Source organism: Pedococcus sp. P2_E4 (assembly GCF_056403935.1).
Window position 1 is genome coordinate 13894 of record NZ_JBFUEO010000010.1, and the last position, 26240, is coordinate 40133.

Sequence of the window (26240 nt, forward strand, 5' to 3'; positions counted from 1 at the left end):
CCGCCTCTTTCGTGGGACGCTCGCAGATCAGGGGGCGGTGACCGCCCCGACCAGCACCAAGCCGGTGCCGAGCACTGCGCCCTGCTCCGACACGACGCGCATCTCACCGAACAGCTGGCGACCGGGAGCCGGCGCCGAGCTGGCGGTGACCGAGCCGGTGACACCCGTCGACCCACCCGGGGCGAGGCTGAAGGCGGTCGCGGGGACCGTCAACGAGCCGAGCGCCGGGCTGACGAAGAGGTCGACGTAGTCGTACGCCGTCGTGCCCGCCGGGACCGCGTACCCGTCGACCCGCACGGTGTAGACACCGGCCGGCGGGTTGGCGATGGTCACGGACTCCTCGGAGTCACCGTCGGCCTGCTGGGCCACGACCGCCCCGCCACGCAGGACGAAGAGGTCGAGGTCGGCGCCCGGGTCGGACGTCTTGCCGATGGTCGCGGTGAAGCGCGTCGCGCCCGCCGGGACCGTCACGGTGTACTCCTGCACCTCGTGGTTCGCGATCGTCGGACGCCCCGTCTTGGAGCTGCCGAGCGATCCGCCTGCGGGGGTCGCCGTGACCTGGCCGAAGGCGTTCGTCACGGTCCAGCTGACCGGTGCCGGCACGCCGGTGGTCGCCGAGGCGATCGTCTGGCTCGCCGGGTCGACGACGACACCCTGGGCCGCGGCCGCGATGGTGAACGGGTTGACCAGGTTCGGCGTCGTGCGCCGTGCCTCTACCTCGAGCTCCCAGATGCCGGGCAGCGGGTTCGCGTAGGCACGCGAGGTGCTGTTGCAGCTGGGGGCGCTGAAGTTGGTGAAGCAGACCAGGGACGAGGTCGACTCCACCGGGACGCCGTACGGGTTGATGGCGATCCAGCGGACCTGGTTGCTGGCGCCGACGCCCGACAGGTTCACCTGCAGCGCCTTGGCGCCCTCCGGGACGGTGACGAACAGCTTCTTGACGAGGTTGCGCTCGACCGAGTCGGTCTTGCTGACCGAGAACGACGGTGCGACGAGGTCCTGCGAGAGGACCACGGTCAGCAGCACGCGCTGGTCCACCACGTTGGTCGCCGGGTCGTCGATCTCGAGGATCGCCGAGTGGGCTCCGGGCGTGCTGGTACGTGCCTTGACCGGGACGTCGACCGTCTCACCCTTGGGCATCGGACGGCTCGTCGTCGGCAGCGAGAACGTGCCGTCATTGCCCACGAGTCGCAGGCTGTGCGCGATCCGTCCGGCGCCACCGCTGGTGCGGGTGGCCTTGACGATGTACGTCTTGCTCTCGCCGGACACCTGACCGCCGTGGGCGGCGTCGCAGCGGTTGTAGACGCCCGTGCCCTGACCCGGGGTGGCCAGGAAGTCGGACAGCGGCGTGCAGACCGGGGCCGTGGTGGTGATGTCGTTGGCCACGGGCTTGGTCTTGAGCAGGCTCCACGCCCCGGGGACGTCGACCATGCCGGCGCCCTGGCCGATGGCCTCGACACCCTTGATGAAGTCGGCCGAGGTGTAGACCGAGTCACGGATCTGACGCGGGGTCACCGAGACGTTCGTGGCCTTGGCGGCCGAGAGCAGCAGCGCCACGCCACCGGCGGTCTGCGGCGAGGCCATCGACGTGCCGTTGAACATCGCGTAGCCCGGGGGCAGCGTGTAGCCGGCCTCGGGGACCGGTCCACCGGGCTGCCAGGTCGGGATCGAGGAGATGGCCGAGCCGGGGGCCGAGACGTTCGGCTTGAAGCCGCCGTCCTCACGCGGGCCGCGCGAGGAGTAGTTGTGCAGCGTCAGCGGGGTGCTGACCTCGGCCCCGTAGTTGGACAGCCACGTCTCCTTGGTGACCGACGAGGCCACCGAGATGACCTTGGTCGCCACGGACGGGTCGCCGATGGTGTTGATGCCGGGGCCGCTGTTGCCCGCCGAGATGACGAGCTGGACGCCACCGTCGATGAGGGCGTCGTAGAGGGTGGCCCGGGCGTTGTTGCCGTCGTTGAGGGCGGGGAGGCCACCGATCGACATGTTGACGACGTTGACGCCGCGCTTCTCCACGAGGTCGACCATGCCGTCGGTCAGCGCGACCGCGGTGCAGCCACCGCCCCACGAGCAGGCCCGGCTCGAGACGATCTTGGCGCCGGGCGCCTGACCGTCCATGGCCCCGCCGAAGAGGCTGTGGCCCGCTGCGATACCCGAGACGTGCGTCCCGTGGGCTGCCTCGACGACGCCGATGTTCACGAAGTCGGCCTTCTGGCCGGGCAGACCCGCGGGCGCCAGGTCGACGTCCTCGCGGTACTCGACGACGAAGGGCATCGACTCGGCGATCGCGGTCGCCGGGTTGTCGACGCCGAAGTGGCCGATGTCGAAGTTCTCCTTGTAGGGCCGCATCTTCTCGCCTGCCGAGAAGGTGAGGTCCTGGTTGGCGTCGACCCAGATGTCGTGGCTGGTCTCGTCGTAGAGGACGCCCCAGCGGTCGGTCGTGTCACCGTCGCGGTTGAAGTCACCGCCGGCCTCGTCGTTGAGCGAGATGTTCTCGGCGACGCGGTTGAACTTGAAGGTGCCGGCGCTGGGCGCCGTCCAGGTGGAACCGGAGGCGGTGAAGGTCGGCCCCGTGACGCTGGTGATCATGGCGCGCCACGAGCCGTCGCTGTCGAGCAGCGGGTGGGTGGCGGTGACCCAGTCGACGATCTTGCGCTCGCCGGTGCTCGTGGTCTGCAGCGCCGGGTGGTCGAGGTCGACGCCCGAGTCGATGACGCCGATGGTGATGCCGCGGCCGTCCCACGTGGGGTTGGCGTTCTTGAAGGCGATCGACCCGATGTCGCGGGTGGGCATGAACGGGTTGTCGTTCGGGGTGCCGGCGCCGGGGCCGGCCACCGCGGCGGCAGCAGCGCTGCCGGCGGGCTCGGCCTCGGGGCGCGGGAGCTGGATGGACTCGTTGAGGTCGACGGCGAGGATCGCGGCGGCCTTGGACACCGTGTCGACCTTGTCGGTCGGGACGCTCGCGCTGACGTAGCCGAACCGGTCGCTGACCTTGCTGATCCAGGCGCCGTTGGCCTTGAGGTCCTTGACGACCGAAGCCGTCTGGCCCTTCGTCGTCGCCAGCAGGAGCGTGACGCGCTCGGTGCCCTTGGCCCGGGCCTTGGCGAGCAGCTCGCGGTCGTGGGAGCCGAGCTTGTCCTTGGGGGAGACCTTCTTGGGCTTGCCCGTCCCGGCTGTGGCGCTGGGGGCCTTGCCTGCCTTGCTCGTGGGGTCTGCGGTTGCGGCGCCTGCCAGGGGTGCGGTCGCGGTGACGACCAGACCTGCAGCAGCGATTCCGGCAACCGTCGTGAGTCCGCGGCGCGCGATGCGTCGAGTCACGGTGGTGTCCTCTCGCTATCCCTGTGGTCCTCCGGCCGCAGGGCGTGCCCGGGGTGCCCGGGCAACCGGCAAAGTCTCACCTGCCGGACGCCCGCCGAACAGAGGCGAAGGAGCGAGGACGGGTAAATTCTTGGTCAGGAGTTCGACGGCGTTTGCGCAGGCCAGGGGTCGTGACGTTCGACTGGCTCAGCCGGCTGGGGCGATGTTCTGGTTGTGGCGGAACACGTTCTCCGGGTCCCACACCGCCTTGATCGCACGCAGGCGGGCGAGCTTGCCCTCGCCGAAGGCGCTCTCCACCCGCTCCTTGCCCTCGTCGCCGATGAAGTTGAGGTAGACCCGTCCCGACGTCCACGGCTTCATCGCCGTCGCGAGGGCGCGGGTGTGGGAGATGTTGGCCTCCGTGTCGGCCGGGTCGGGCCACATCGACAGGTAGTGGATGTTGAACGGCGCCTGGCGCTCCCCGAAGGCAGTGGCCTCCTCCGGGACGCGAGCGACGGCGCCCCCACCGGGCACGACGATGACCTGGCTCAGCGGCGACACGGGCGAGGTCGCCAGGGTCGCGAGGGTCTCCACGGCCTCGTCCGGCAGCTCGTCGAGGAAGTCGGCCGTCCAGTAGTTCTGCAGGCCGTGCGGGTTGGCCTCGTCGAGCAGCCGTTGCAGGGCCAGGTAGGGCATCGGCCCGACGTGGGCGAAGGCCGGCGGCCCGAAGCCCAACAGMGGGGCCAACGCCGCCTCGGCGTCCTCGAGCGCGCCGGTGTAGGCCACGATCACCCCGACGGCTGGCTTGCCACGAGCCGGCTCCGGCACCATCTCGATCGGCGGAGCGGTGATGAAGGCGACGCCCCCACCGACCTCGTCGGGAGCGTCGACGAAGAAGTCGCGGAAGTTGGCGAGCACGGCGGCTCCCATCGTCGGCGGGTACATGAGCATGCCACCGAAGACCATCGGCCCGATCGGGTGCAGCTGCAGGGTGAAGCGGGTGACGACACCGAAGTTGCCCCCTCCTCCCCGCAGGGCCCAGAACAGGTCGGGGTTCTCGGTGTCCGACGCCGTCACGATCCTGCCGTCCGCCGTCACCACCTGCGCCTCCAGGAGGTTGTCGCAGGTGAACCCCAGCCGGCGTTCCAGCCAGCCGCTCCCGCTGCCGAGCGCGAGGCCGCCCACGCCCGTCGTCGAGACGCGCCCGCCGGTCACCGCGAGGCCATGCGCCTGGGTGGCTGCGTCGAGCTCGCCCCACGTGCACCCGCCCCCCACCTGGGCGGTCGCCGTCTGCGGGTCGACCGACACGTCGCGCAGCCCGCGCAGGTCGACGCACAGCCCCCCGTCCACCACGGCCGAGCCGTTGACGGAGTGGCCGCCCCCGAAGACGGAGATCGGCAGGCCACTGGTCCGCGCATGCGCGATCGCCGCAGCCACGTCGTGCGCGCTTCGGCAGGTGGCGATCAGGGCCGGCGACCGGTCGATCATGGCGTTGAACACCCGCCGGGCCTCGTCGTACCCGTCATCGCCTGGTGTGAGCTGCTGGCCGGAGAAGTCCGGGATGGCGGGGCGGACGTCGGTCACATCGGTCATGGCAGGCCCTCCGGGGGAGTGTGGAGGCGACTTTCCTCCGGCCCGCAACCGATGAACTCCCCCAAAGGGACGACGGGCCGCGTCGGGCCGCCCGACCGCCCGAGTCAGCCCGGACCGACCGTCCGGGCCGACCGTCCGGGCCGACCGTCCGGGCCGACCGTCCGGGCCGACCGTCCGAGTCAGCCCGGCTCGACCGGGTTGTCCGCCAGGAAGTCGCCCGCCACCCGGATCAGGACGTCGTTGGCCTCGGTCTCGCCGATCGTGGCCCGCACGCCGTCGTTGCCGTACTGGCGCAGCGTCAGCCCGGCCTCCTGCGCGGCAGCCGCGAAGGCGCCAGAGCGTTCGCCCAAACCGAACCAGACGAAGTTCGCCTGGGTCTCGGGGATGAACCAGCCCTGGCCGCGCAGCTCCTCGACCACGCGGGTGCGCTCCGACACGAGGGCGTCGACCCGCTCCTGCAGCTCGTCGAACGCCCGCAGCGAGGCCACCGCGGCGGCCTGCGCGATCGAGTTCACGCCGAAGGGGGTCGCCGTCTTGCGGAGGGCCGCGGCCACGGGGGCGTGCGCCACGGCATACCCCACCCGCAGGCCGGCCAGCCCGTAGGCCTTGGAGAAGGTGCGCAGGACCATGACGTTCGGGCGGTCACGGTAGAGCTCGAGGCTGCGCGGCGCCTCGGGGTCGGTCACGAACTCGAGGTAGGCCTCGTCGATGACGACGAGCACGCGGGTGGGCACCGCGTCGAGGAACCTCTCCAGCTCGTCGTGGGTGACCAGTGGACCGGTGGGGTTGTTGGGGGTGCAGACGATGACGACCTTGGTGCGGTCCGTGATCGAGGCCCGCATGGCGTCGAGCCGGTGCCGGGCGTGGTCGTCGAGCCCGACCTGGACCGACTTGGCGCCGGCGAGCGCGGTGACGATGGGGTAGGCCTCGAAGGAGCGCCAGGCGTAGACGACCTCGTCGCCCGCGTCACAGGTGGCGGCGATGACCTGACCGAGGACCCCGACCGAGCCCGTGCCCGTCGCGACGTGCTCGACCGGGACGCCGAGGGTGGTGGCGAGCGCCTGGGTGAGCTCTGTGACGGCCATGTCCGGGTAGCGGTTGATGCTCCCCGCCGCGTCGCGCACGACGTCGAGGACCGAGGGCAGCGGCGGATAGGGGTTCTCGTTGGACGAGACCTTGTATGCCGTGACGCCCTCGGGCGCGGCCGCGGGCTTGCCGGGGACGTAGGCGGGCACCTGGTCGAGGGCCGCCCGCAGTCGGACTTCGCTGTCGCTCATGACGTCACTCTAGGGCGGCGCGTCTGCGGGCCCGGCGGTAGAGGTGCGGCTACCTGCCGGCCCCTGCGCCCGCACCCTTGCCGTGGACTGCGGTCAGTCGTCGTCGCCGTCGGGCAGGACCCAGCCGAGCACCATCGAGACCACGGTGATGATCAGGGCACCCAGGACCGCGTCCCAGAAGAAGTGCTGGATCTGAAACGACAGCCCCAGCGGCTCGGCGATCCACTCGGTGAGCTGGAGCATGAACGCGTTGACGATGAACGTGAACAGGCCCAGCGTCAGGATGATCACCGGGAAGCTCAGGAACTTGGCGATCGGCTTGACGACCGCGTTGACCAACCCGAAGACGAGGGCCACCAGCACGACGGTCGCGAACTTCGAGCCGAACTTGCCGTCGCCGAAGTCGAGGCCCGGCACCAGCCAGGCCGCCACCCAGAGGGCGACGGCGTTGACCGCGATCTTGATCAGGAAACCCATGGTCGTGATCGTGCCAGATGACTAGACGTGTCGGCGGGACGTGACGACCCGGAACCGGTTGGCCACGAACGCGGCGTCGACATAGGCCGAGTTCGCCGCCGGGTTGCCACCGGTGCCGTGGTAGTCGGAGAACGCCGCGGTCTGGTTGACGAACACCGGTCCCGTGAGGTTCTCGGACAGCGCCACCCCGGCGTCGGCGGCCGCGTCGCGAGTGGCGTCGAGGACGTCCTCGCTCGTCGAGTAGACCGCTGCCGTCATCGCGCCGTGCTCGCGCACCGTGTCACGGAACTGCGCGAGCGACTGCTCGGTGCCGCTCGTCGCGATGAGGAAGGTGACCGGACCGAAGCACTCCTGCGTGTAGACGTCCTCGCGACTCGCATCCATGCTCACCAGCCCGGGGGCCCGGACGATGGCGTCGGGGTATGCCGGGTGGGTGACCTCGCGGGAGTCGAGCACCACGGTGCCACCGGCCTCCTGCGCCAGGTCGGCGAGCCCGGCGGCGTTGGCGCGCACCCCGTCGTTGACGGTGGCGCCGAGCAGCTCGACCGCGCGGGCGTCGTCGCCGGTGAGCTTGCCGACCGCCGCGGCAAGCCGGCCACCGAACTCCTCGAAGGACAGGTGGCCCTCGTCGGTCTCGATGCCGTCGCGCGGGACGTAGATGTTCTGAGGGGTCGTGCACATCTGGCCGGAGTACAGCGTCAGCGAGAACGCGAGGTTGCCCAGCACGCCGCGCAGGTTGTCGGTCGAGTCGACGACGATCGTGTTGACGCCGGCCTTCTCGGTGTAGACGAGCTGACCGCGAGCAGCCCCCTGCTCCTCGAGCCAGCCACCGAACGCGGGGCCGCCGGTGTAGTCGACGATGCGGACCTCGTCCCGCTCGGCCAGCACCTTGGCGAGGCCCTCGCCGTCGGCCTCGGGCGCGAGCTGGACCAGGTCGGGGCTCAAGCCGGCCTCGGCGAGCACCGCACGGCATACCGCCACGCTGATGGCGAGCGGGAGCACCGCCCGCGGGTGGGGCTTGACGATGACCGGGTTGCCGGTGACGAGCGAGGCGAACAGCCCCGGGTAGCCGTTCCACGTCGGGAAGGTGTTGCAGCCGATGACGAGGGCCAGACCGCGCGGGACGATGCGGTAGTCCTTCTGCATCCGCAGCGGCGCCGGGTTGCCCTCCTTGTCACGGCCGGGCTTCTCCCAGACGACCGAGGCCGGCACGCGCTCCTGCTCGACGAGGCCGGCGACGATGGACTCTAGGGCACGGTCCTGGGCGTGCGGGCCGGCGGCCTGGAATGCCATGACGAACGGCTGGCCGGTCGTGTGCATCACCGAGTGGGCGATCTCGAACGACCGGGCATTGATCCGCTCGACCATCTCGACGCAGACCGCGGCGCGGGTGCGGGCGCCGGCGTCGCGCCACGCGGGGAGGGCATCGAGCGCAGCCGTGATGGCGCGGTCGACGTCGAGGTGCGGGTACGTGATGCCGAGCGCGGGACCGTAGGGCGAGACCTCGTCACCGACCCAGCCGCCGTCGGTCTGCGTCTCGCCCAGGGCGCCGAACGCGTTGTCGCGCAACGCCTCGTAGGCCGCCTGGCCGGCGTCCGCCGAACCCTCGCCGTAGACGCGGGGCGACGGTGACTCGGGGAAGCGGCTGAAGTAGGAACGGTCGGCGAGCGCCTGGGTCGCCTGGGCGAGGAGGTCGGCGTGCTTGTCGACGAGGGGGTGGCTCTGCTGGGACTGGCTGGGCGCCGTTGCCGTGGTCATGCAGCCATCGTAGACGGGGCGATGTGACAGCCAGACCGCCAGATGTCGCCAGCAGTGTCACATGCCGCCTCCGTTCCCCGACCGCCGTCTGGGACGATGGCGCCATGACGACGGGGTCGACGGGGTCGAACACTGCAGAGTCCCAGCGGGTGTCGGTGATCGGCGCCGGAGCGATGGGCGCCGGCATCGCCCAGGTCGCCGCGATGGCCGGCCACCCGGTGACCCTCGTCGACGCCGCCACCGGGGCCGCGGAGGACGGCGTGGCCCGGATCATCGGCAGCCTGCAACGGCTGGAGGCCAAGGGCCGGATCGACTCGGCACGCCTGGAGGCGGTCGCCGAGCGGCTGCACACCGTGACCGAGGTCGCGGACCTTCCCCCGTCGACCGTCGTGGTCGAGGCAGTCCGCGAGGACCTCGACACCAAGCAGGAGCTCTTCCGGATCCTCGGCGAGCACCAGCCCGCTGACACGCTGCTCGCGACCAACACCTCCAGCCTGGACATCGACGCGATCGGGGCCAAGGCGACCCGGCCCGAACGCGTGGTCGGCCTGCACTTCTTCAACCCGCCCCCCGTGATGCGGCTGGTCGAGGTCGTCCACGGCACCACCACCGACGAACTGACCCGCCGCACCGCCACCGACCTCGTCACCTCGTGGGGCAAGACGCCGGTCTCGTGCACCTCGACCCCGGGGTTCATCGTCAACCGGGTGGCGCGGCCCTTCTACGGCGAGGCCCAGCGGATGCTCGGCGTCGGGGTGGCCGACGCGGCGACGCTGGACGAGGCACTGCGCCGGGCCGGGTTCAGGATGGGGCCGCTGGAGCTCACCGACTTCATCGGCCAGGACGTCAACCTCGCCGTCGGCACCAGCGTCTGGGAGCAGACCGGGCGCGACCCGCGGTACGAGCCGGCGGAGCTCCAGCGCGACCTCGTCGCCGCGGGACGGCTCGGCCGCAAGACGGGTGAGGGCGTCTACCGCTACGGCACCGACGGCAAGCCGGTCGCCCCGCAGGTCCCGGACGAGACGCTGCTCGACCGGCTCGTCGGCGGTCCCGTCGAGACCGACCCGGTCGCCCGCACCCTGGCGATGCTCGTCAACGAGGCGGTCGACCTGGTCCGTCGCGGCGAGGCCAGCGCCGAGGACGTCGACATCGCGATGCGGCTGGGCACCAACTACCCCAGGGGTCCGATCGAGTGGGGTGCCGAGATCGGGTATGTCGTGGTGGCCGACCAGCTCGCGGCCCTGGACCGCGCGTTCCCCGGTGGGCGGTACCGGCCGAGTCCCGCGCTCGCCGAGCTGGCGGGTGCGTCGTGACCGGCGGTGACCGGCTCCAGCCGGACGCCCTCGACGACCCGAACGGCATCGACGACGGCGGCGACGCCGCACCGGGGAACGCGGTCGACCTCGGCCACGTGCGCCGGATGTGGGCCGACGACGCCGCCTCCCGGGCGCTCGGCATGGAGGCGACCGTCATCGAGGTCGACCACGCCGTGGTCCGGATGGAGGTCACCGCGGCCATGGTCAACGGCCACGACATCGCCCACGGCGGCTACTTGTTCACGCTCGCGGACTCGACCTTCGCCCTCGTGTGCAACTCCCGCGGTGAGCTCACCGTCGCCGCGGGCGCCGACATCACCTTCATCGCACCCGTGCACCTCGGGGACGTGCTGGTGGCGCGCGGCCGGGCCCGCGCGGCATACGGGCGCAGTGGCCTCACCGACGTCACGGTGACGCGCGAGTCGGACGGAGTCGTCGTCGCCGAGTTCCGCGGGCGCTCGCGCCACCTGCGCCGCTGAGGCCCCCAACCCGCCCCTGGTCTTCGGAGACTTCTCGGGGCCATCGCCCCGACAAGTCTCCGACGACCGCCCCGTGGGGGCGCATGGCTGGGGGCCGGGCCGGCGGCATACGGTGACACCATGCGCGTCTTGGTCACCGGCGGTGCCGGCTACATCGGGTCCCACACCGTCGTCCAGCTCGCGGCGGCCGGTCACGACGTCGTCGTCGTCGACAACTTCTCCAACGCCAAGCCGACGGTGGTCCCGCGGCTCGAGGCGCTCACGGGCGGTCCGCTCGAGGTCCACGCCTTCGACCTCACCGACCGCGACAAGATCGAGTCGCTGTTCGCGGAGCGCAAGTTCGACGCGGTGATCCACTTCGCCGGGCTCAAGGCCGTGGGCGAGAGCGTCGAGGTGCCGCTGGAGTACTACCAGACCAACCTCGACTCGACGTTCGCCCTCGTGCGCGCCATGCAGCGGCACGGCTGCTACCGGCTGGTGTTCTCGTCATCGGCCACCGTCTACGGCGAGCACGCTGAGCCACCGTTCACCGAGGACCTCCCGACGTCCGCGACCAACCCGTACGGCTGGACCAAGGTGATGATCGAGCAGGTGCTGCGCGACGTCGCCCGCACCGACGACCGCTGGCGGATCGCCCTGCTGCGCTACTTCAACCCGGTCGGCGCCCACGTCTCGGGCACCATCGGCGAGGACCCGTCGGGGACCCCCAACAACCTCATGCCCTTCATCGCCCAGGTGGCGGTCGGCAAGCTCGAGAAGCTCAGCGTCTTCGGTGACGACTACGACACCCCGGACGGCACGGCCCTGCGCGACTACATCCACGTCGAGGACCTCGCCGCCGGTCACCTCGCGGCCCTCACCAAGCTGGGCGCGACCGACGACGTCATCTCGACCTGGAACCTCGGCACCGGTCACGGCACCTCGGTGCTCGAGGTGCTCCGGGCATTCGAGAAGGCCTGCGGGCACGACCTGCCGCACGAGGTCGTGGGCCGCCGCGCCGGAGACGTCGCCGCCTCGTATGCCGACCCCTCCCGGGCCGAGCGCGAGCTCGGCTGGAAGGCCACGCGGACGATCGAGGACATGTGCGCCGACCAGTGGCGCTGGCAGCGCGGCAACCCCCTCGGCTACCCGGACTGAGCGGCGGCGCGGACCGGGCGGCGGCCCGGACCGAGCGGCTCCGCCGGACCCCTGCGAGCCCCGCCGCAGGGCTCGCGTTTGAATGGGTCCATGAGCAGCAGCCGTCCCTATCGCGTCACCGTCGTCTGCACGGGCAACATCTGTCGCTCGCCCATGGGGGAGTTCGTGCTGCGCGAGCGGTTCGAGGCAGCCGGGCTGGGGGACCGCGTGGTGGTGGACTCCGCGGGGACCCACTCGTGGGAGGTCGGCAACCCGGCGGACCCGCGCACGCTGGCGGTGCTCAGTCGCAACGGCCACGCGGACTTCGGCGGGCGGGACCACGTGGCCAGGCGCTTCGAGCGGACGTGGTTCGACGAGGTGGACCTCGTGCTGGCGGCCGACCGCGGCCACTTCCGCGAGCTCACGACGCTGGCACGTGGGGACGCCCAGCGGGACAAGGTGCGGATGTTCCGCTCCTTCGACCCGGTTGCTGCCGGTGACGACGACCTCGACATGGACGACCCCTGGTACGGCGACGACAGCTCGTTCGACCAGACCTATGCCGAGGTGGTGGCCGCGGCCGACGGCGTCGTGGAGCACGTGCGAGACGAGCTCGCCCGACGGAATAGTTGAATTTCGAACTAGGTTGAGTGGTCATGAGCATGACCACGACGCCGATCACCCTGCGACTCGAGTGGGCTCGGAGCCTGTTCGACCACGGCGACTTCGCCGCCGCCGCGACCGCGCTGGCCGAGCTGGTCGCCGAGCTCGAGGGGAGCGACGCCACGGGGGACACCTCGGGCGCGCTGCACGGCACGACCGACCTGCGCCTGATGCTGGCCCGCGCCTACTTCGGCTCCGCCCAGCTCGGGCGCGCCGAGACGGCACTGCGCCGGCTCGTCGAGGACGCGCCCGACGACGGCTACCTGCACCTGCTGCTCGGCCGGACGTTGCAGCGGCAGGGCCGGCACGACGACGCCCGCCGCCACCTCGCGCTCGCCGAGGTCCTGGGCGACTACGAGCGTCCCAGCGCCTACGGTGAACAGCGATGACCGACTACGGGCACGACCTCCAGTTCGGGATCTTCCCGACCCCCGACGCGTCCGCCGCCGAGCTCGTCCTCGAGATGAGCGAGGCGGCGGACGTGGCGGGGCTCGACCTCGTGACGATCCAGGACCACCCGTACCAGGCCAAGCACCTCGACGCGTGGACGCTGCTGTCGGTCATCGCCGCGCGGACGACGTCGATCCGGGTCGCGCCCAACGTCCTCAACCTGCCGCTGCGACCCCCGGTGGTGCTGGCCCGCAGTGCGGCGACCCTCGACCTGCTCTCGGGCGGTCGGGTCGAGCTCGGCATCGGCACCGGTGCGTTCTGGGACGCCATCGTCGCCGCTGGCGGACCGCGGCGCACGCCAGGCGAGTCGATCGAGGCGCTCGAGGAGGCCATCGCCATCATCCGCGGCGTGTGGTCCGGCACCGGGTCGGTCACCGTCGAGGGGGAGCACCACCGGGTCAAGGGGCTGCACGCCGGACCCGCGCCGGCGCACCCGATCGGCATCTGGATCGGCGGCTACAAGCCGCGCATGCTCCGGCTCACGGGTCGCCTCGCCGACGGCTGGCTCCCCAGCCAGGGGTATGCCGAGCCCTCGGCCCTGCGGGCGATGAACGAGACCATCGACGGTGCCGCGCTGAAGGCCGGCCGCGACCCCGCCGCGATCCGACGGCTCTACAACGTCAGCCGGAAGGCCTCGCCCGAGCTGCTCGCCGAGCTGGCCCTCGACGAGGGCATGAGCGGGTTCATCACGTCGGTGTCGAGCATCGCCGACGTCGAGCGCTGGGCACAGGAGATCGCCCCGGCCACGCGTGAGCTCGTCGACGCCGAGCGCGAGCGCCGGGCGTCGGCGCCACCAGCGTCCGCCGCGACCGACGACCCTGCCACGTTGGCCTCTCCCGACCACCCGGTCGAGGTGCGGGGCGAGGCGGCGGCGGGCACCCGGCATACGGATGGCGTTGCGGCGCAACGGTCCTCCGGCGCGGGCGCCCACCTCGTCGAGGTGCACGACGGCCTGCGGGCCGAGCTGGACCGGCTGCGCGACATCGTCGAGCAGGTCGTGGCCGGCGAGGAGCAGGCGCACCGCGCGCGGAACGCCATCAACGAGCTGACCATGCGTCAGAACAACTGGACCCTCGGGGCGTACTGCGCGCAGTACTGCCGCTTCCTGACGGGCCACCACACGCTCGAGGACCGCTCGGTGTTCCCGCACCTGCGGCGCAGCGAGCCGGCACTGGCCCCCGTCCTCGACCGGCTGGAGGCGGAGCACGTCGTCATCCACGACGTCCTCGAACAACTCGACGAGGCACTGGTCGGGCTCGTGTCAGGGGCCTCCGGCACGGCCGAGCTGCAGCGGGTCGTCGACCTGCTGTCGCGGACGCTGCTGGAGCACCTGGCCTCCGAGGAGGACGACCTCGTCCCCGCCCTCGACCGCCACGGGTTCGCCTGACCCGGCTCCGTCAGCCGGTCAGTCCCCGGTCCCGCTGGTCGACACCCGCGGCGCCGTAGGGGTAGTCGTCCACCTGTGGCGCGCTGACGCTCGACAGGCGCTGGAGCTGTTCGGCCGAGAGCTCGAGGTCGGCGGCGGCGAGGTTGTCGCGCAACTGCTCCACGGTCCTCGCCCCGAGGATGACCGAGGTGACCCCGGGCTGGGCCCCCACCCAGGCCAGCGCGACCTGCGCTGCGGTCACGCCACTGTCGGCGGCGACCTCGCCGACCGCGTCGATGACGGCCCAGGTCTGCTCGCGCGCATTGCGGGGCTCCCATGCCTCCATGCCCCGGGTGGGGTCGTCGCCGAGCCGGGAGTCGCCTGTCGGCGTGGTGTCGCGCTGGTACTTGCCGGTGAGCCAGCCGCCCGCGAGCGGCGACCACGGCAGCAGCCCCAGCCCTGCGTCGAGGCAGGCAGGGACGACTTCGTGCTCGATGTCGCGGACCAGCAGGTTGTACTGCGGCTGCAGCGTGACCGGGGCGCTCCAGCCGTGCTCCCGAGCCGTCAACACGGCCTTGGTCACCTGCCAGCCGAGGTAGTTCGAGAACCCGTAGTAGGAGATCTTGCCGGCACTGACCGCGTCGTCGAGGAACCGCAACGTCTCCTCCAGCGGGGTCAGGGCGTCCCAGGCATGCATCTGGTACAGGTCGATGTGCTCGACGTCGAGGCGCCGCAGCGAGTCGTCGAGGGCGTTGCGCAGGTGGCGGCGTGACAGCCCGAGGTCGTTGGGCCCCTTGCCCATCGCGAACCGTCCCTTCGTGGCGACGACGAGGTTGCGCGCGTCCTCGGGATGGGCCTTGAGCCAGCGGCCGATGATCTCCTCGGACGCCCCACCCTCGGCATAGACGTCGGCCGTGTCCACGAACGTGCCGCCTGCCTCGACGAACGCCTCGAGGATCGCGCCGGACGTCGCCTCGTCCGCCTCGGCGCCGAAGGTCATGGTGCCGAGGCACTGGGTCGAGACGACGGTGCCACTGTTGCCGAGCGTCGTGTATCGCATGCTCCCCACCGTATGCCGCGTGGCCACCCTCCGCCCGGGCCCGCCCGTCCCTGCGCTGGGGCCCGCCCCGTCCAGCGCTCGGGGGTGCCCGTCGGACGGACCGGTGTCCGGGCTGTGCTCTCGGCTCTGGGAGACTCCTGCCATGGCCTCGCTTGCTGACGCGACCCCACCCATTGCGCTCGGCGCCCTCGACGGGCGCTATCGCGGCGTGGTGGCGGCGCTCGTCGACCACCTCTCCGAGCCGGCGCTCAACCGCGAGCGCATCCGGGTCGAGGTGGAGTGGCTCATCTTCCTCACCACCCACCAGGTGGTGTCCGGGGTCCGCGCCCTGACCGAGGCCGAGCAGGCACAGCTGCGCCAGGTCGTCGACGACTTCGGTGCCGACGAGATCGCCGAGCTGTCCGCGATCGAGCGCGAGACCCAGCACGACGTCAAGGCGGTCGAGTACTTCCTCAAGCGCCGCCTCACGGCCATCGCCCCGGACCCGGCAGACGCCGGGCTCGCCGAGCTCATCCACTTCTGCTGCACCAGCGAGGACATCAACAACCTGTCCTACGCGCTCATGGTCAAGGGCGCGGTCGAGCAGGTGTGGCTGCCGCGGGCGACCGCCCTCGTCGAGGCCGTCGCGACGATGGCGTCGGACCTGCGCGACGTCCCGCTGCTGGCGCACACCCACGGCCAGCCGGCCACCCCCACGACCATGGGAAAGGAGCTGGCGGTCCTGGCGCACCGGCTCGGTCGCCAGCTGCGACGCATCCGCGGGGCGGACTACCTCGGCAAGCTCAACGGCGCGACGGGCACGTTCGGCGCCCACCTCGCCGCGGTGCCGACGGCCGACTGGCCGGCCCTGAGCCGTGAGTTCGTGGAGTCCCTCGGGCTCGAGTGGAACCCCCTCACCACGCAGATCGAGTCCCACGACTGGCAGGCCGAGCTGTACGCCGACCTGGCGCGGTTCAACCGCGTACTGCACAACCTGTGCACCGACGTCTGGACCTACATCTCGCTCGGCTACTTCGCCCAGGTGCGCGGCCAGGGCACGGTGGGGTCCTCGACCATGCCGCACAAGGTCAACCCGATCCGCTTCGAGAACGCCGAGGCCAACCTCGAGGTCAGCAACGCGTTGTTCGACGTGCTCGGCTCGACGCTCGTCAACAGCAGGCTCCAGCGCGACCTCACCGACTCGTCCATGCAGCGCAACATCGGCTCCGCGTTCGGGCACTCGGTGCTGGCCATCGACAACGCCTCGCGCGGGCTGGCGGGGCTCGACGCCGTGCCGGCCGCGATGGCCGCCGACCTCGACGCCAACTGGGAGGTGCTGGGCGAGCCGGTGCAGTCGGTGATGCGCGCCCTCGCCGCCCAGGGCGTGGCCGGGATGGAGAACCCCTACGAGCGGCTCAAGGAGCTGACCCGCGGACGTCGCATCACCGGCGACGACCTGCGCGAGTTCGTGGCGGGGCTCGGGTTGCCCGACGACGTCGCTGCCCGCCTGTCCGGCATGACCCCCGCGACGTACATCGGGGTGGCGCCGCAGCTGGTCGACCACCTCGACGTCGACTGACCGTCGCGACCGGGAGGGCGACGATGCGTGCGTTCGGGTGGCTGGTTCTCTCACTGGTCTTCGTCGACGAGGTGCTCGCGGCCGTGGCCGCCGGGGTCTGGGGTGCGTATGCCGGCGGCGCAGCCCTCGCGGTCGTCGCACCCGTCGTCGTGGTCGCCGCGTGGTGGACGTTCGCGTCCCCCAAGGCGCTGTGGGGTGGCCCCGTCGTGCGACCGGTGGTCAAGGTGCTCGTCTTCGGGCTGGCCGCCGCCGGGCTGTGGGCTGCGGGACACCACGGGCTGGCCCTGGCGTTCCTCGCGTTCTCCGTCGTGGTGAACGGCCTCGCCCTGTTGCCGTCGGTGCGCTCCCTGGTTCCGGACGTGGCCACCCGTCCCCGCGCCTGACCTGCGACCTGGTCCCGCCCGGCCCCGCCCGGCCCCGTCCCGCCCGGCCCCGTCCCGCCCGGTCCCGTCCCGCCCGGTCCCGTCCCGCCGCGCAACGCAGTAGCGTCGCGCCCATGGCCACCCGGAAAGCCAGGCTGTCCGACGTCGGCGAGATCGCGCTCGGCCTCCCCGAGGTGGAGGAGGGCACGGGGTGGGGCAATGCCGCCTACACGGTCCGCGGCAAGTCGTTCCTGCAGTTCCGCGAGCCTCGTCCCGACGCCGTGGACCCCGAGACCGGCGAGCGCATGGACGACGTCATCGTCGTCAGCGTCCCGGACCAGCTCGACAAGGACGCGCTGGTCGAGGGAGACGGGCCCTGGTTCACGACGCCCCACTTCGACGGGTACAACGCGGTGCTGCTGCGCCAGCGTGACCTCGGCCGGGTGAGCCGGGCAGAGCTGGCCGAGGTCATCACCGATGCCTGGTCGGCGCGAGCGCCCCGGCGCCTGGTGGCCGAATACTTCGCGCAGCGTGACGCCTGACCTCAGAGGGACAGCAGGACGAAGGCCTCGATGGCCTCGGTCTTGCCCTTGAGCTCGAGCGGGCCGAGGGGCGTCGTGCGGGCGCCCGGCAGCAGGTCGCGCGTCGCCGCGCTCACCGCGACGGCCCCCACCGGCGCCTTCCCCTCGAGCCGTGAGGCGGTGTTGACGGCATCCCCGATCACCGTGTGGGTGCGCCCGCCACCGGCCCCCAGCAGGCTCACCGAGACCTCCCCGGTGTTGACCCCGACCCGGAAGCGCGGCCAGCCCGGGTGATCCGCGGCCACGGCCGCGGTGGCCTCCTGCATGGCCAGGGCTGCTGCTGCCGCGTGGCGGGCGTGGTCCGGCTGGTCGCCCCTGCGGTTGAAGGTCGCCATGATCGCGTCGCCGATGATCCGGTCGATGTCCCCGCCGTGCGCGGTCACGACCGGCGGGATGGCCACCTCGAAGTAGGTGTTGAGCATGGCGGTCACCTCCTGCGCCTCGTGGCTCTCGGAGAAGGTGGTGAAGCCCTGCAGGTCGGCGAACAGGATGCTCATCACGCGCGTCCCCGACGTCGTCTGGTCGAGGTACAGCCCGGCGAAGCGCTCCTCGTGCCACTCCCGCTGCGCCCCCCAGGCGACCAGCGCGAAGGCGACGAGCATCAGCACGTGCCACTCCCACCAGCTCAGCCGCCAGTTCGGCGCGAAGATGAGGGCCACCATCGCCTCGGCCAGCAGGACCACCGCGGCGGCGACGGCCAGCGGCATGGTGCCGCGCCGGCGGCGCCACAGCCGCAGGTAGGCCGCCGCCGTCCACGCGTACAGCGCGATGGAGACGACCGCCAGCGCGACCAGCGGACCCGAGGCGCGCTCCGGTGCCGTGTGGGCATCGAGCGGCGGCAGGCTCTCGAGGGACGCCACGGCCCACGCGAGCATCACGACGACCAGGACCACCCGCAGGGCCTTCGCGCGGACGATCACGCGGACGCCAGCAGTCCCGTCGAGTGGGGCCGTCGACCAGGCGGCGAAGCCCGACGCGATCCCCACACCCACCGGCGTCGCCACCATGAACCCGGCATTCGGGTGGGCCAGCAGGACCCCGGGGGTGGCGAGGGCGTGCAGCCCCAGGAACCCGGCCGCCGCGAGGAAGCTCAGGGACACCAGGAGCACCCGGGCGTCGCCCCGCCTCGTCGCGGCGACCCCCGTCCCGTAGGCGATGACGGCACTGAGCGCCCCCGCACCCAGGACGAGCCAGAAGTGGGAGGGATGGTGCTCCCACGAGACGTCGAGGGACGGGCGTCGCAGCAGCAGCGCCAGCCCGCCGAGCGGGGTCAGCGCCACCAGCGTCGCCGCCACCACGGGCACCGCGCGGGCCCGTGCGGTGGGCGGAGGCGAGCTGGTCACGCTCCGGCACCCCTCGCTGCGTCGACCGCCGCCCGCGACTCGGCGAGGTACTGGTGGAGCTGGGACACGACCACGGAACCCTCGCCGACCGCCGAGGCCACGCGCTTGACCGACCCCTCGCGCACGTCACCGACCGCGAAGAAGCCCGGCAAGGTGGTCTCGTAGGGCATCGGCATCCGCTCGAGCGGCCACCGGCCCCGACCCATGGCATCGGTGCCACACACCACGAAGCCCTTCTCGCGCCATACCTCGTCGGGGAGCCAGTCCGTCCGGGGCTCGGCCCCGATCATGACGAACAGGGCGTCGGCGGCGACGCGCTCCTCGGCGCCGGTCGACAGGTTGCGGAGCCGCACGTGGTCGAGCCAGCCGTCCCCACCGCCGCCGGACACCTCGCTGCCGGTGTGGACGGTCACGACCGGGTTCTGCTCGATCTCACCGACGAGGTACTGCGACATCCCCTTGGCGAGTGACCCGGACCGGACGACGAGCCGCACGTGCGCGGCATACCGGGCCAGGTGCAGCACCGCCTGGCCGGCCGAGTTGCCGCCGCCGAGCACCACGACCTCCAACCCGGTCAGCCCTTGGGCCTCCGAGACGCTGGCGCCGTAGTAGACCCCGGCACCCGAGAGCGACTCGAGTGCCTCGACCCCGAGGCGCCGGTACGAGACCCCCGTGGCCAGGACCAGCGTGGCTGCCCGCACCGAGCCGACCCCGCTCACGTCGACATCGAACCCGCCCTGCCGCGGCTGGACGGCAACGACCTCCCGCGTGAGCAGGAAGTGCGCGCCGAACACCCACGCCTGCTGGTACCCACGCTGCGCCAGCTCGGAGCCGCTGAGGCCGCGCGAGAACCCGAGGTAGTTGCGGATGAGCGAGCTCGACCCGGCCTGCCCACCCAAGGTCTCCCGTTCGACGACCAGCACCCGCAGGCCCTCGGACGAGGCGTAGACGGCAGCGGCGAGGCCGGCCGGTCCCGCCCCGACGACGACGACGTCGAACTCGCGGTCGTCGTCGTCCAGCGTGGTCCGGATGCCCCAGGCCTCACAGAGCTCGGCGTCGGACGGGTCGAGCAGGACCGGGCCGCCGATCGCGGGCATCCACACGACCACGGGTCCGGTCAGGTCCTCGGGGTTGCGCAGGCCGATCTGGCCCAACGCGACGACGGCGCCGGGCGAGCCGCGCTCGAGGTACGTGTGCGGGATGCCGTTCCTGCTGAGCAGGCTGCGGATCGAGTGCCCGCGTGGCGCCCGGCGCTCGGCGACCACGACGACCTCCCGCTCGGGCGAGATCACGGTGCGCGACCACTCGTGGACGAACTCGCCGACGGTACGGCTGAACAGCTCGTCGTGGTCCGACCATGGCTTGAGCACGTAGTAGTTGATGTCCCCGACCGACATCGCCCGCAGGATCGCGTCGGCCGTGGGGCGGTCGGACCAGGCGCCCCAGCGCACGAGCAGGGCCCGGCGCGCGTCGGGGTGCATGGTGCGGACCCTGCCCAGCAGCTCGGCCCCCGACGTCTCGGGCAGCCACTGGTCGGCGAACACGGCCACCACGGCGTCGCCCCGCTCCCGCGCGGCCTCGAGCTGGGCCAGCGCGTCGCGGCTGGTGAGCTCTCCCCGGACGCGGTACTCGGCACCGAACCGGCGCTGCAGGTGCGACTCGATCCGGGACAGCGACTCGGGGTCGGCGTCGACGGCGAGCAGCAGCGGACGTGCCATGGCATCTCCAGCGGTCGGGCCCTACGGCACTCCACGCTAGGCGCGAGCCTCTGAGCCTGACTCGTCTCGATGACGTAGGAGGGGTCGCTGTCGTCGGAGGACCGCCGCCACTCCTGACGCAACCTCTGCTAGCAGGGCTTGCCGAAAGCCGGACAGGTTGCACCCTGTCCACCTTCACCGAACCTCTGCTAGCAGGGGTTGGGTGAACGGGTCAGACGGTGACCTTGCCGGTCGGGGTGTCGAAGGTGACGGACAGCAGGCCAGGCGTGCCGTGCGGCGCGACGAACGTGAAGTCGATGACCGAGGAGGTCTGGTCGGCCGGCAGGTCGAGCCACTCGCGCACCCGCTCGGGGTCGCCGGCGATCTGGAGGCTGTCGATCGTCACCTCGGTGTTGGATGACGTCGAGGGGTGGAGCGACAGGTCGGCCCACTGGACGAAGTAGGGCAGCTGCGGGTCGGACATGAGGCCCTTGATGCCCAGCTGGCGCCAGCGCAGCTCGATGCCGTCGGGGCGGTAGCGGTTGCCGTCGACGGCCTCACGACCGATGCGCTGCTCGAACGGCGCGAGGTCGTCGACCGCGACGACCCAGCCGAGCCAACCGCCACCGGCCTCGGAGCGGGCGCGGACGGCCTGGCCGAACGGCGCCTTGTCGGAGGCGGGGTGGTCGAGCACCTCGACGACCTCGACGTAGCGCTCATGGGCCAACGGGAGGATCACGTTGCGCGTCCCGAAACGCGGGTGGATGCCCCCATCGACCGGCTCCACGCCGATCAGCTTTGCCAGACGTTGCGCGGTCGCCTGCAGACCGTCGTGCTCTGCCGCATACGACACGTGGTCAACTCGCATACCCGACATCGTGACATACGTCAGGGAGTGCTCCTGACACGGGTGTGGTCAGTGTGACGGCGGCGGCTGCCGCCGCTGCCGGACCGCCTCGTAGATGACGATCGCGGCGGAGGTCGCGACGTTCAGCGAGTTCGCCTTGCCGACCATCGGGATCCGCACCCGGTATGCCGCGTGGTCCAGGACACGGTCGGTCAGCCCGTACTTCTCGGCCCCGACGGCGATGGCCACGGGCCCGGTGTAGTCCACGTCGGTGAAGTCGAGGTCGGTGTCGGGAGTCGTTGCCACCAGGGCGATTCCCTGCCGGTCGAGCCACGCCAGGGCGTCCTCGGTGGGGTCGCTGGCCACCTGCACTGAGAACACCGTGCCCTTGGAGGCGCGCACCAGGTTGGGGTTACCCCAGTCCGTCACCGGGTCGGCGGCGATGACCGCCTCGGCCCCCGCGGCATCGGCGGTGCGGAGCATGGCGCCGAGGTTGCCCGGCTTCTCGACGCCCTCGCACAGGACCGTGAGCGCCGTCGGCGAGACGGTCAGGTCCGCACACTGCCGCGCGACGGCACCGACCACGGCGAGGAAGCCGTCCGGCCCCTCGCGGTACGCCACCTTCTCGAAGGCCTGCCGTGACACCTGCACCGTCTCGCTGCCGTCGGCCCGGACGGCGTCCACCACCCGCGACTGCTCGCGCGCGTCGAGCATCAGCTCGGGGCAGTAGTACAACGTCTGTGGCACGACCCCGGCCGCCAGGGCGAGCGACAGCTCCTCGAAGCCCTCGACCACCGTGAGCCCGGTCTCCTCGCGGGTGCGCCGACGCCGCAGCGCCACGAGCGACTTCAGGCGCGGGTTCGCGGGCGAGGTGATGGTCAGGTCAGCCATGGCGGACCAAGCATGTCATCCCCGCACCCCGGAACCGCCGCGTCGGGCACACTGTGCGCCATGACCCAGACACCCGGAACCGAGCGCTACTCGCTGCGCCAGAAGATCACCCTGATGGTGAACCGCTACGAGATCCGGGCTGTCGACGCGGGCGGTGCCGAGGGGCCGGTCATCGCGGTCGCCCAGCAGAAGCGGATGGCGTTCAAGGAGCAGGTCACCTTCTACGCCGACGAGGCCCGCACGCAGCCCGTGTTCTCGTTCAAGGCGCGCACGCGCATGGACCTCGGCGCCACGTATGACGTGTTCGACGCGACGGGGGCACCCGTGGGTTGGTTCCGCAAGGACTTCGCCAAGTCGCTCCTGCGGTCGTCGTGGCACCTCGGGACCGCGGACGGCCTGCAGGCCTTCGGCACGGAGCGCAACCAGACCGTCGCGATCGTGCGCCGGGTCTGGGAGTTCCTGCCGGTCGTGGGCGAGATCCCGCTGCCGTTCCTCTTCCACTTCGACTTCACCGCGCCCGACGGGTCCGTGGTGCTCTCGTCGGAGCGCCAGCGTTCGCTGCGGGACCGCTACGACATCCGCGTGCCGCGCGCCGCGAACGGCTGGCAGCTGGACTGGCGCGTGGGCCTGTCGATGGCGGTGGCGCTCGACGCCCTGCAGTCCCGCTGAGCCCGGCCTTCTGGTCGACGGTTCCCTGCTCAGAGGTCTGCTGGTCGGAGCAGTGAGCGGAGCACCGGCACCAGGCCGTCCTCGTCGACCGTGAGCGTCACCTCGTTGGCGATCGCCTTGACCTCGTCCGGGGCGTTGCCCATGGCGACGCCACGCGCCGCCCAGTGCAGCATCTCGATGTCGTTGCGCTGGTCGCCGATCGCGACCGTGTGGCGCGGATCGACCTCGAGCCGGCGGCGCAGCAGCTCGAGGGCCGAGCCCTTGGAGACCCCCTCGGGGTTGAGGTCGAGCCAGGCGCTGAAGCCCACCGCGTAGTTGACCCCGTGGAGGCCGATGCGCTCGGTGAGGGCGAGGAAGTCCTCGGCGGTGCCCCCGGGCGCCCGGAACGTCACACGCGTCACCGGGTCGGCGACGAGCTCTTCCCACGGCACGACCCGGAGCTCGCCCTGCAGCTCGCCGTCGGGGAACGGGGCGCTCAGCTTGAAGCCGACCCCCAGCTCCTCCACGGCGACCACGGCATCCGGCCACTCGTGACGCAACAGGTTGAGCGCCGGGGCAGGGTCGAAGGTGACCGCCTCGATGACGCGGAAACCGTTGTCCGCCAAGGGATCCAACTCGAGGGTGACCGCGCCGTTGGAGCACACGGCATACCCCGTCGTGATCCCGAGCTCACCGAGGATGTCGGTGGTGGCGACGATCGAGCGACCCGTGGAGACGATGACGTGGTGGCCGGCGGCCACCACGTCGTGCACGGCCTCACGCACGACCGGTGACAGCTCGCCCGCGTGGTTGATGGTGGTGCCGTCGACGTCGAGCGCCACCAGGAATGAAACGGTCATGCGGGGGAGCCTACGGAAGGCGGACGTGCTGGGGCCCCAGGTCCGCGATCCGGCGCGCGCCCAGCAACGCCATCGTGCGGCGTACCTCCGTGGTGAGGATCTGGGCTGCGCGCTCGACCCCCGCCTCGCCGCCGGCCATCAGGCCGTACAGGTAGGCGCGGCCGACGAGGACCGAGCTCGCGCCGAGCGCCATGGCCGCCACCACGTCCGACCCGGACATGACCCCGGTGTCGACCAGGACCTCCGGGCCGTCTCCGAGGGCGTCACGGACGTCGGGGAGCAGCCGCACCGGGACGGGTGCCTTGTCGAGCTGTCGGCCACCGTGGTTGGAGAGCACGATCGCGTCGGCCCCGGCGTCGAACATCCGGCGGGCGTCCTCGACCGTCTGGATGCCCTTGACGATGAGCGGGCCGTCCCAGGTCGAGCGCACCCACTCGAGGTCCTCGATGGTCATCGTCGGGTCGAAGAGCGCGTTCATCATCTCGGCGACGGTGCCGTCCCAGCGGTCGAGGCTGGCGAACCGCAGCGGCTCCGTGGTGAGGAAGTTGACCCACCAGCTCGGGTGCATGGCCCCGTCGAGGAAGGTCCTGAGGGACAGGGCGGGCGGGATGTTGAACCCGTTGCGGACGTCGCGCAGCCGCACGCCCGCGACGGGCACGTCGACGGTGAGGATGAGCGCCTCGAAGCCGGCAGCCCGGGCGCGGGCCATGAGGTCCTCGGCCGGGGCGTGGTCGCGCCAGACGTACAGCTGGAACCACTTGCGGGCGCCGGGCGACGCCGCCGCCACGCCCTCGACGTCGGTGGTGCCGAGGGTCGACAGCCCGTAGGGGATGCCGACGCGCTCGGCCACTCGGACGACGGCTCGCTCGCCCTCGTGATGCATCATCCGGGTGAACCCCGTCGGCCCGAACCCGAACGGCTGGGCCGACGGCTTGCCCAGGACCGTGGTCGTGGTGTCGATGTCGCCGACGTCGCGCAGCACCGACGGCTGGAACGTCAGGTCCCGGAACGTCGCCCTCGCGCGCTGGAGGCTGAGCTCGGCCTCGGCGGCGCCGTCGGTGTAGTCGAAGACCGAGCGCGGCGTGCGCCGGCGGGCGACCTCGCGCAGGTCGGCGATCGTGAGAGCGGACGCCAGCCGCCGCTTGCGGGCGTTGAGCTCGACCGGCCTGGGTCGCAGTAGCGGCTTGAGCTCGGACCACTGGGGCAGTTGGCGATCGCTCATGTCCCTCAACGTAGCGCCCGCGGTTTGGGGGTGCAGGAGTGACGAATGCGTCACCCCTGCACCCCCAATGCCGCAGAGGGGAGGGCTAGACCGGCTTGAGGACCTCGAGGCCGAGGAAGGGCTGCAACGCCTGCGGGACGACGACCGAGCCGTCGGCCTGCTGGTGGTTCTCGAGGATCGCGACCATCCAGCGGGTCGTCGCGAGCGTGCCGTTCAGCGTCGCCACCGCACGGGTGCCCTGGCCGTTCGGGTCGCGCTCGCGGGTGTTGAGCCGGCGCGCCTGGTAGGTCGTGCAGTTGGAGGTGGAGGTCAGCTCGCGGTAGCGCCCCTGGGTCGGCACCCACGCCTCGCAGTCGAACTTGCGCGCGGCCGGACCACCGAGGTCGCCGGCCGCCGTGTCGATGACGCGGTAGGGCACCTCGATCTTGGCGAGCATCTCCTTCTCCCAGCCCAGCAGCCGCTGGTGCTCGGCGGCCGCGTCCTCGACCCGGCAGTAGGTGAACATCTCGACCTTGTGGAACTGGTGGACGCGGATGATGCCGCGGGTGTCCTTGCCGTGCGACCCGGCCTCGCGGCGGTAGCAGGCCGACCACCCGGCATACCGCTTGGGGCCCGCGGAGAGGTCGAGGATCTCGTCGGCGTGGTAGCCCGCAAGGGCAACCTCGGAGGTGCCGGTGAGGAACAGGTCGTCGGCCTCGAGGCGATAGACCTCGTCGGCGTGCTTGTCGATGAACCCGGCTCCGGCCATGACGTCGGTCTTGACGAGGGTCGGGGTGATCATCGGGGTGAAGCCGTGCTGCACGGCCTGCGCGATGCCCATGTTGAGCAGGGCGAGCTCGAGCTGGGCGCCGACGCCCGTGAGGAAGTAGAACCGGGACCCGGCGACCTTGGCGCCACGCTCCATGTCGATCGCGCCGAGCACCTCGCCGAGGGCCAGGTGGTCGCGCGGCTCGAAGTCGAAGGACGGGATCGTCCCGACCTCCTCGAGCACGGTGTAGTCGTCCTCGCCGCCGACCGGGACTCCGTCCTCGACGATGTTGCCGATCTGCCGGATGAGGGTGTCGAGCTCGGCGCCCGCGGCGTCGGCCCCGGTCTGCAGCTCCTTGACGCGGGCCGACAGCTCCTTGGTCTGGGCGAGCAGCGCCTGCTTGGCGTCGCCCTGGGCCTGGGCGACCTGCTTGCCCATCGACTTCTGCTGTGCGCGGAGCTGCTCGAACTCGGTCAGCGAGGAACGGCGGGTCGCCTCGGCGGCCAGGATCGCGTCGACGATCCCCTCGTCCTCACCACGGGCGCGCTGGCTGGCCCGGACGCGGTCCGGGTCGTCACGCAGGAGCTTGATGTCGATCACCGGGTCAGCCTACCGAGGCAGCCGGGGCCGT

23 protein-coding genes are annotated in these 26240 nt (G+C 71.7%); 10 read left to right on the plus strand and 13 right to left on the minus strand.

What is annotated here, in order from left to right; translation table 11 throughout:
- Window positions 1–27: 27 nt before the first annotated feature.
- The 5 genes from AC1DV7_RS07060 to paaN all read right to left on the minus strand — a co-directional run bounded on the left by AC1DV7_RS07060 (window position 28) and on the right by paaN (window position 8402).
- Window positions 28–3318 (minus strand): S8 family serine peptidase, encoded by a 3291-nt coding sequence (locus tag AC1DV7_RS07060; protein ID WP_477595973.1) that lies wholly within the window; start codon window positions 3316–3318, stop codon window positions 28–30.
- A 186-nt stretch (window positions 3319–3504) separates the two neighbouring features.
- A complete protein-coding gene (locus tag AC1DV7_RS07065; RefSeq protein ID WP_477595975.1) occupies window positions 3505–4890 on the minus strand; it encodes an FAD-binding oxidoreductase in 1386 nt (461 codons plus the stop codon).
- Between the two features lie 179 nt (window positions 4891–5069).
- Window positions 5070–6167 (minus strand): histidinol-phosphate transaminase, encoded by a 1098-nt coding sequence (gene hisC, locus AC1DV7_RS07070; RefSeq protein ID WP_477595977.1) that lies wholly within the window; start codon window positions 6165–6167, stop codon window positions 5070–5072.
- A gap of 93 nt (window positions 6168–6260) precedes the next feature.
- On the minus strand, window positions 6261–6644 hold the full coding sequence (locus AC1DV7_RS07075) for a phage holin family protein (RefSeq protein WP_477595979.1): 384 nt from the start codon (window positions 6642–6644) through the stop codon (window positions 6261–6263).
- A 21-nt stretch (window positions 6645–6665) separates the two neighbouring features.
- Window positions 6666–8402 carry a phenylacetic acid degradation protein PaaN gene (gene paaN, locus AC1DV7_RS07080; RefSeq protein ID WP_477595981.1) on the minus strand — a complete coding sequence of 579 codons (1737 nt, stop codon included), beginning with the start codon at window positions 8400–8402 and terminating at the stop codon, window positions 6666–6668.
- A gap of 104 nt (window positions 8403–8506) precedes the next feature.
- On the opposite strand from paaN, the gene AC1DV7_RS07085 reads away from it, so the two are divergent.
- The 6 genes from AC1DV7_RS07085 (at window position 8507) to AC1DV7_RS07110 (ending at window position 13813) form a co-directional block, all read left to right on the plus strand.
- Window positions 8507–9715, plus strand: coding sequence for a 3-hydroxyacyl-CoA dehydrogenase NAD-binding domain-containing protein (locus tag AC1DV7_RS07085; RefSeq protein ID WP_477595983.1), 1209 nt, complete (start codon window positions 8507–8509; stop codon window positions 9713–9715).
- Entirely contained in the window at window positions 9712–10197 is a 486-nt protein-coding gene (gene paaI, locus AC1DV7_RS07090) for a hydroxyphenylacetyl-CoA thioesterase PaaI (protein ID WP_477595985.1), read from the plus strand. Before AC1DV7_RS07085 ends, paaI begins: the two co-directional genes overlap by 4 nt.
- A 120-nt stretch (window positions 10198–10317) precedes the next feature.
- Window positions 10318–11334 carry a UDP-glucose 4-epimerase GalE gene (gene galE / locus AC1DV7_RS07095; RefSeq protein WP_477595987.1) on the plus strand — a complete coding sequence of 339 codons (1017 nt, stop codon included), beginning with the start codon at window positions 10318–10320 and terminating at the stop codon, window positions 11332–11334.
- Between the two features lie 90 nt (window positions 11335–11424).
- Window positions 11425–11946, plus strand: a complete 522-nt coding sequence (locus AC1DV7_RS07100) for a low molecular weight protein-tyrosine-phosphatase (protein ID WP_477595989.1) — start codon at window positions 11425–11427, stop codon at window positions 11944–11946.
- Window positions 11947–11969: 23 nt separating this feature from the next.
- Window positions 11970–12365: a tetratricopeptide repeat protein gene (locus tag AC1DV7_RS07105; protein ID WP_477595991.1), complete on the plus strand. Its 396-nt coding sequence runs from the start codon at window positions 11970–11972 to the stop codon at window positions 12363–12365.
- Entirely contained in the window at window positions 12362–13813 is a 1452-nt protein-coding gene (locus tag AC1DV7_RS07110) for an LLM class flavin-dependent oxidoreductase (protein WP_477595992.1), read from the plus strand. The genes AC1DV7_RS07105 and AC1DV7_RS07110 overlap by 4 nt, the downstream gene beginning before the upstream one ends.
- Before the next feature lie 10 nt (window positions 13814–13823).
- Here the strand turns inward: AC1DV7_RS07110 and AC1DV7_RS07115 are convergent, their stop codons facing one another.
- A complete protein-coding gene (locus tag AC1DV7_RS07115; RefSeq protein ID WP_477595994.1) occupies window positions 13824–14852 on the minus strand; it encodes an aldo/keto reductase in 1029 nt (342 codons plus the stop codon).
- A gap of 142 nt (window positions 14853–14994) precedes the next feature.
- Here AC1DV7_RS07115 and purB point away from each other — a divergent pair, with 142 nt between their 5' ends.
- From purB to AC1DV7_RS07130, 3 genes are all read left to right on the plus strand, one after another.
- Window positions 14995–16410 (plus strand): adenylosuccinate lyase, encoded by a 1416-nt coding sequence (gene purB, locus AC1DV7_RS07120; protein WP_477595996.1) that lies wholly within the window; start codon window positions 14995–14997, stop codon window positions 16408–16410.
- 23 nt (window positions 16411–16433) lie between these two features.
- Entirely contained in the window at window positions 16434–16793 is a 360-nt protein-coding gene (locus AC1DV7_RS07125; RefSeq protein ID WP_477595998.1) for a DUF2568 domain-containing protein, read from the plus strand.
- 113 nt (window positions 16794–16906) lie between these two features.
- Complete coding sequence (locus AC1DV7_RS07130; RefSeq protein WP_477596000.1) at window positions 16907–17314, plus strand: MmcQ/YjbR family DNA-binding protein; 408 nt, start codon at window positions 16907–16909, stop codon at window positions 17312–17314.
- Between the two features lie 2 nt (window positions 17315–17316).
- Here the strand turns inward: AC1DV7_RS07130 and AC1DV7_RS07135 are convergent, their stop codons facing one another.
- From AC1DV7_RS07135 to AC1DV7_RS07150, 4 genes are all read right to left on the minus strand, one after another.
- A complete protein-coding gene (locus AC1DV7_RS07135; RefSeq protein WP_477596002.1) occupies window positions 17317–18696 on the minus strand; it encodes an adenylate/guanylate cyclase domain-containing protein in 1380 nt (459 codons plus the stop codon).
- Window positions 18693–20414 (minus strand): NAD(P)/FAD-dependent oxidoreductase, encoded by a 1722-nt coding sequence (locus AC1DV7_RS07140; protein WP_477596004.1) that lies wholly within the window; start codon window positions 20412–20414, stop codon window positions 18693–18695. Before AC1DV7_RS07140 ends, AC1DV7_RS07135 begins: the two co-directional genes overlap by 4 nt.
- A 211-nt stretch (window positions 20415–20625) precedes the next feature.
- Window positions 20626–21261, minus strand: a complete 636-nt coding sequence (locus tag AC1DV7_RS07145; protein ID WP_477596006.1) for a VOC family protein — start codon at window positions 21259–21261, stop codon at window positions 20626–20628.
- Between the two features lie 48 nt (window positions 21262–21309).
- On the minus strand, window positions 21310–22131 hold the full coding sequence (locus AC1DV7_RS07150) for a TrmH family RNA methyltransferase (protein WP_477596007.1): 822 nt from the start codon (window positions 22129–22131) through the stop codon (window positions 21310–21312).
- A 60-nt stretch (window positions 22132–22191) separates the two neighbouring features.
- Between AC1DV7_RS07150 and AC1DV7_RS07155 the strand changes: the two genes are divergently transcribed.
- Window positions 22192–22800, plus strand: coding sequence for an LURP-one-related family protein (locus tag AC1DV7_RS07155; RefSeq protein ID WP_477596009.1), 609 nt, complete (start codon window positions 22192–22194; stop codon window positions 22798–22800).
- Between the two features lie 29 nt (window positions 22801–22829).
- Here the strand turns inward: AC1DV7_RS07155 and AC1DV7_RS07160 are convergent, their stop codons facing one another.
- The 3 genes from AC1DV7_RS07160 to serS all read right to left on the minus strand — a co-directional run bounded on the left by AC1DV7_RS07160 (window position 22830) and on the right by serS (window position 26209).
- Entirely contained in the window at window positions 22830–23639 is an 810-nt protein-coding gene (locus tag AC1DV7_RS07160) for an HAD family hydrolase (protein ID WP_477596011.1), read from the minus strand.
- Window positions 23640–23649: 10 nt separating this feature from the next.
- Entirely contained in the window at window positions 23650–24861 is a 1212-nt protein-coding gene (locus tag AC1DV7_RS07165) for an alpha-hydroxy acid oxidase (RefSeq protein WP_477596013.1), read from the minus strand.
- Window positions 24862–24946: 85 nt separating this feature from the next.
- Window positions 24947–26209, minus strand: a complete 1263-nt coding sequence (gene serS / locus AC1DV7_RS07170) for a serine--tRNA ligase (protein ID WP_477596015.1) — start codon at window positions 26207–26209, stop codon at window positions 24947–24949.
- Window positions 26210–26240: the final 31 nt, after the last annotated feature.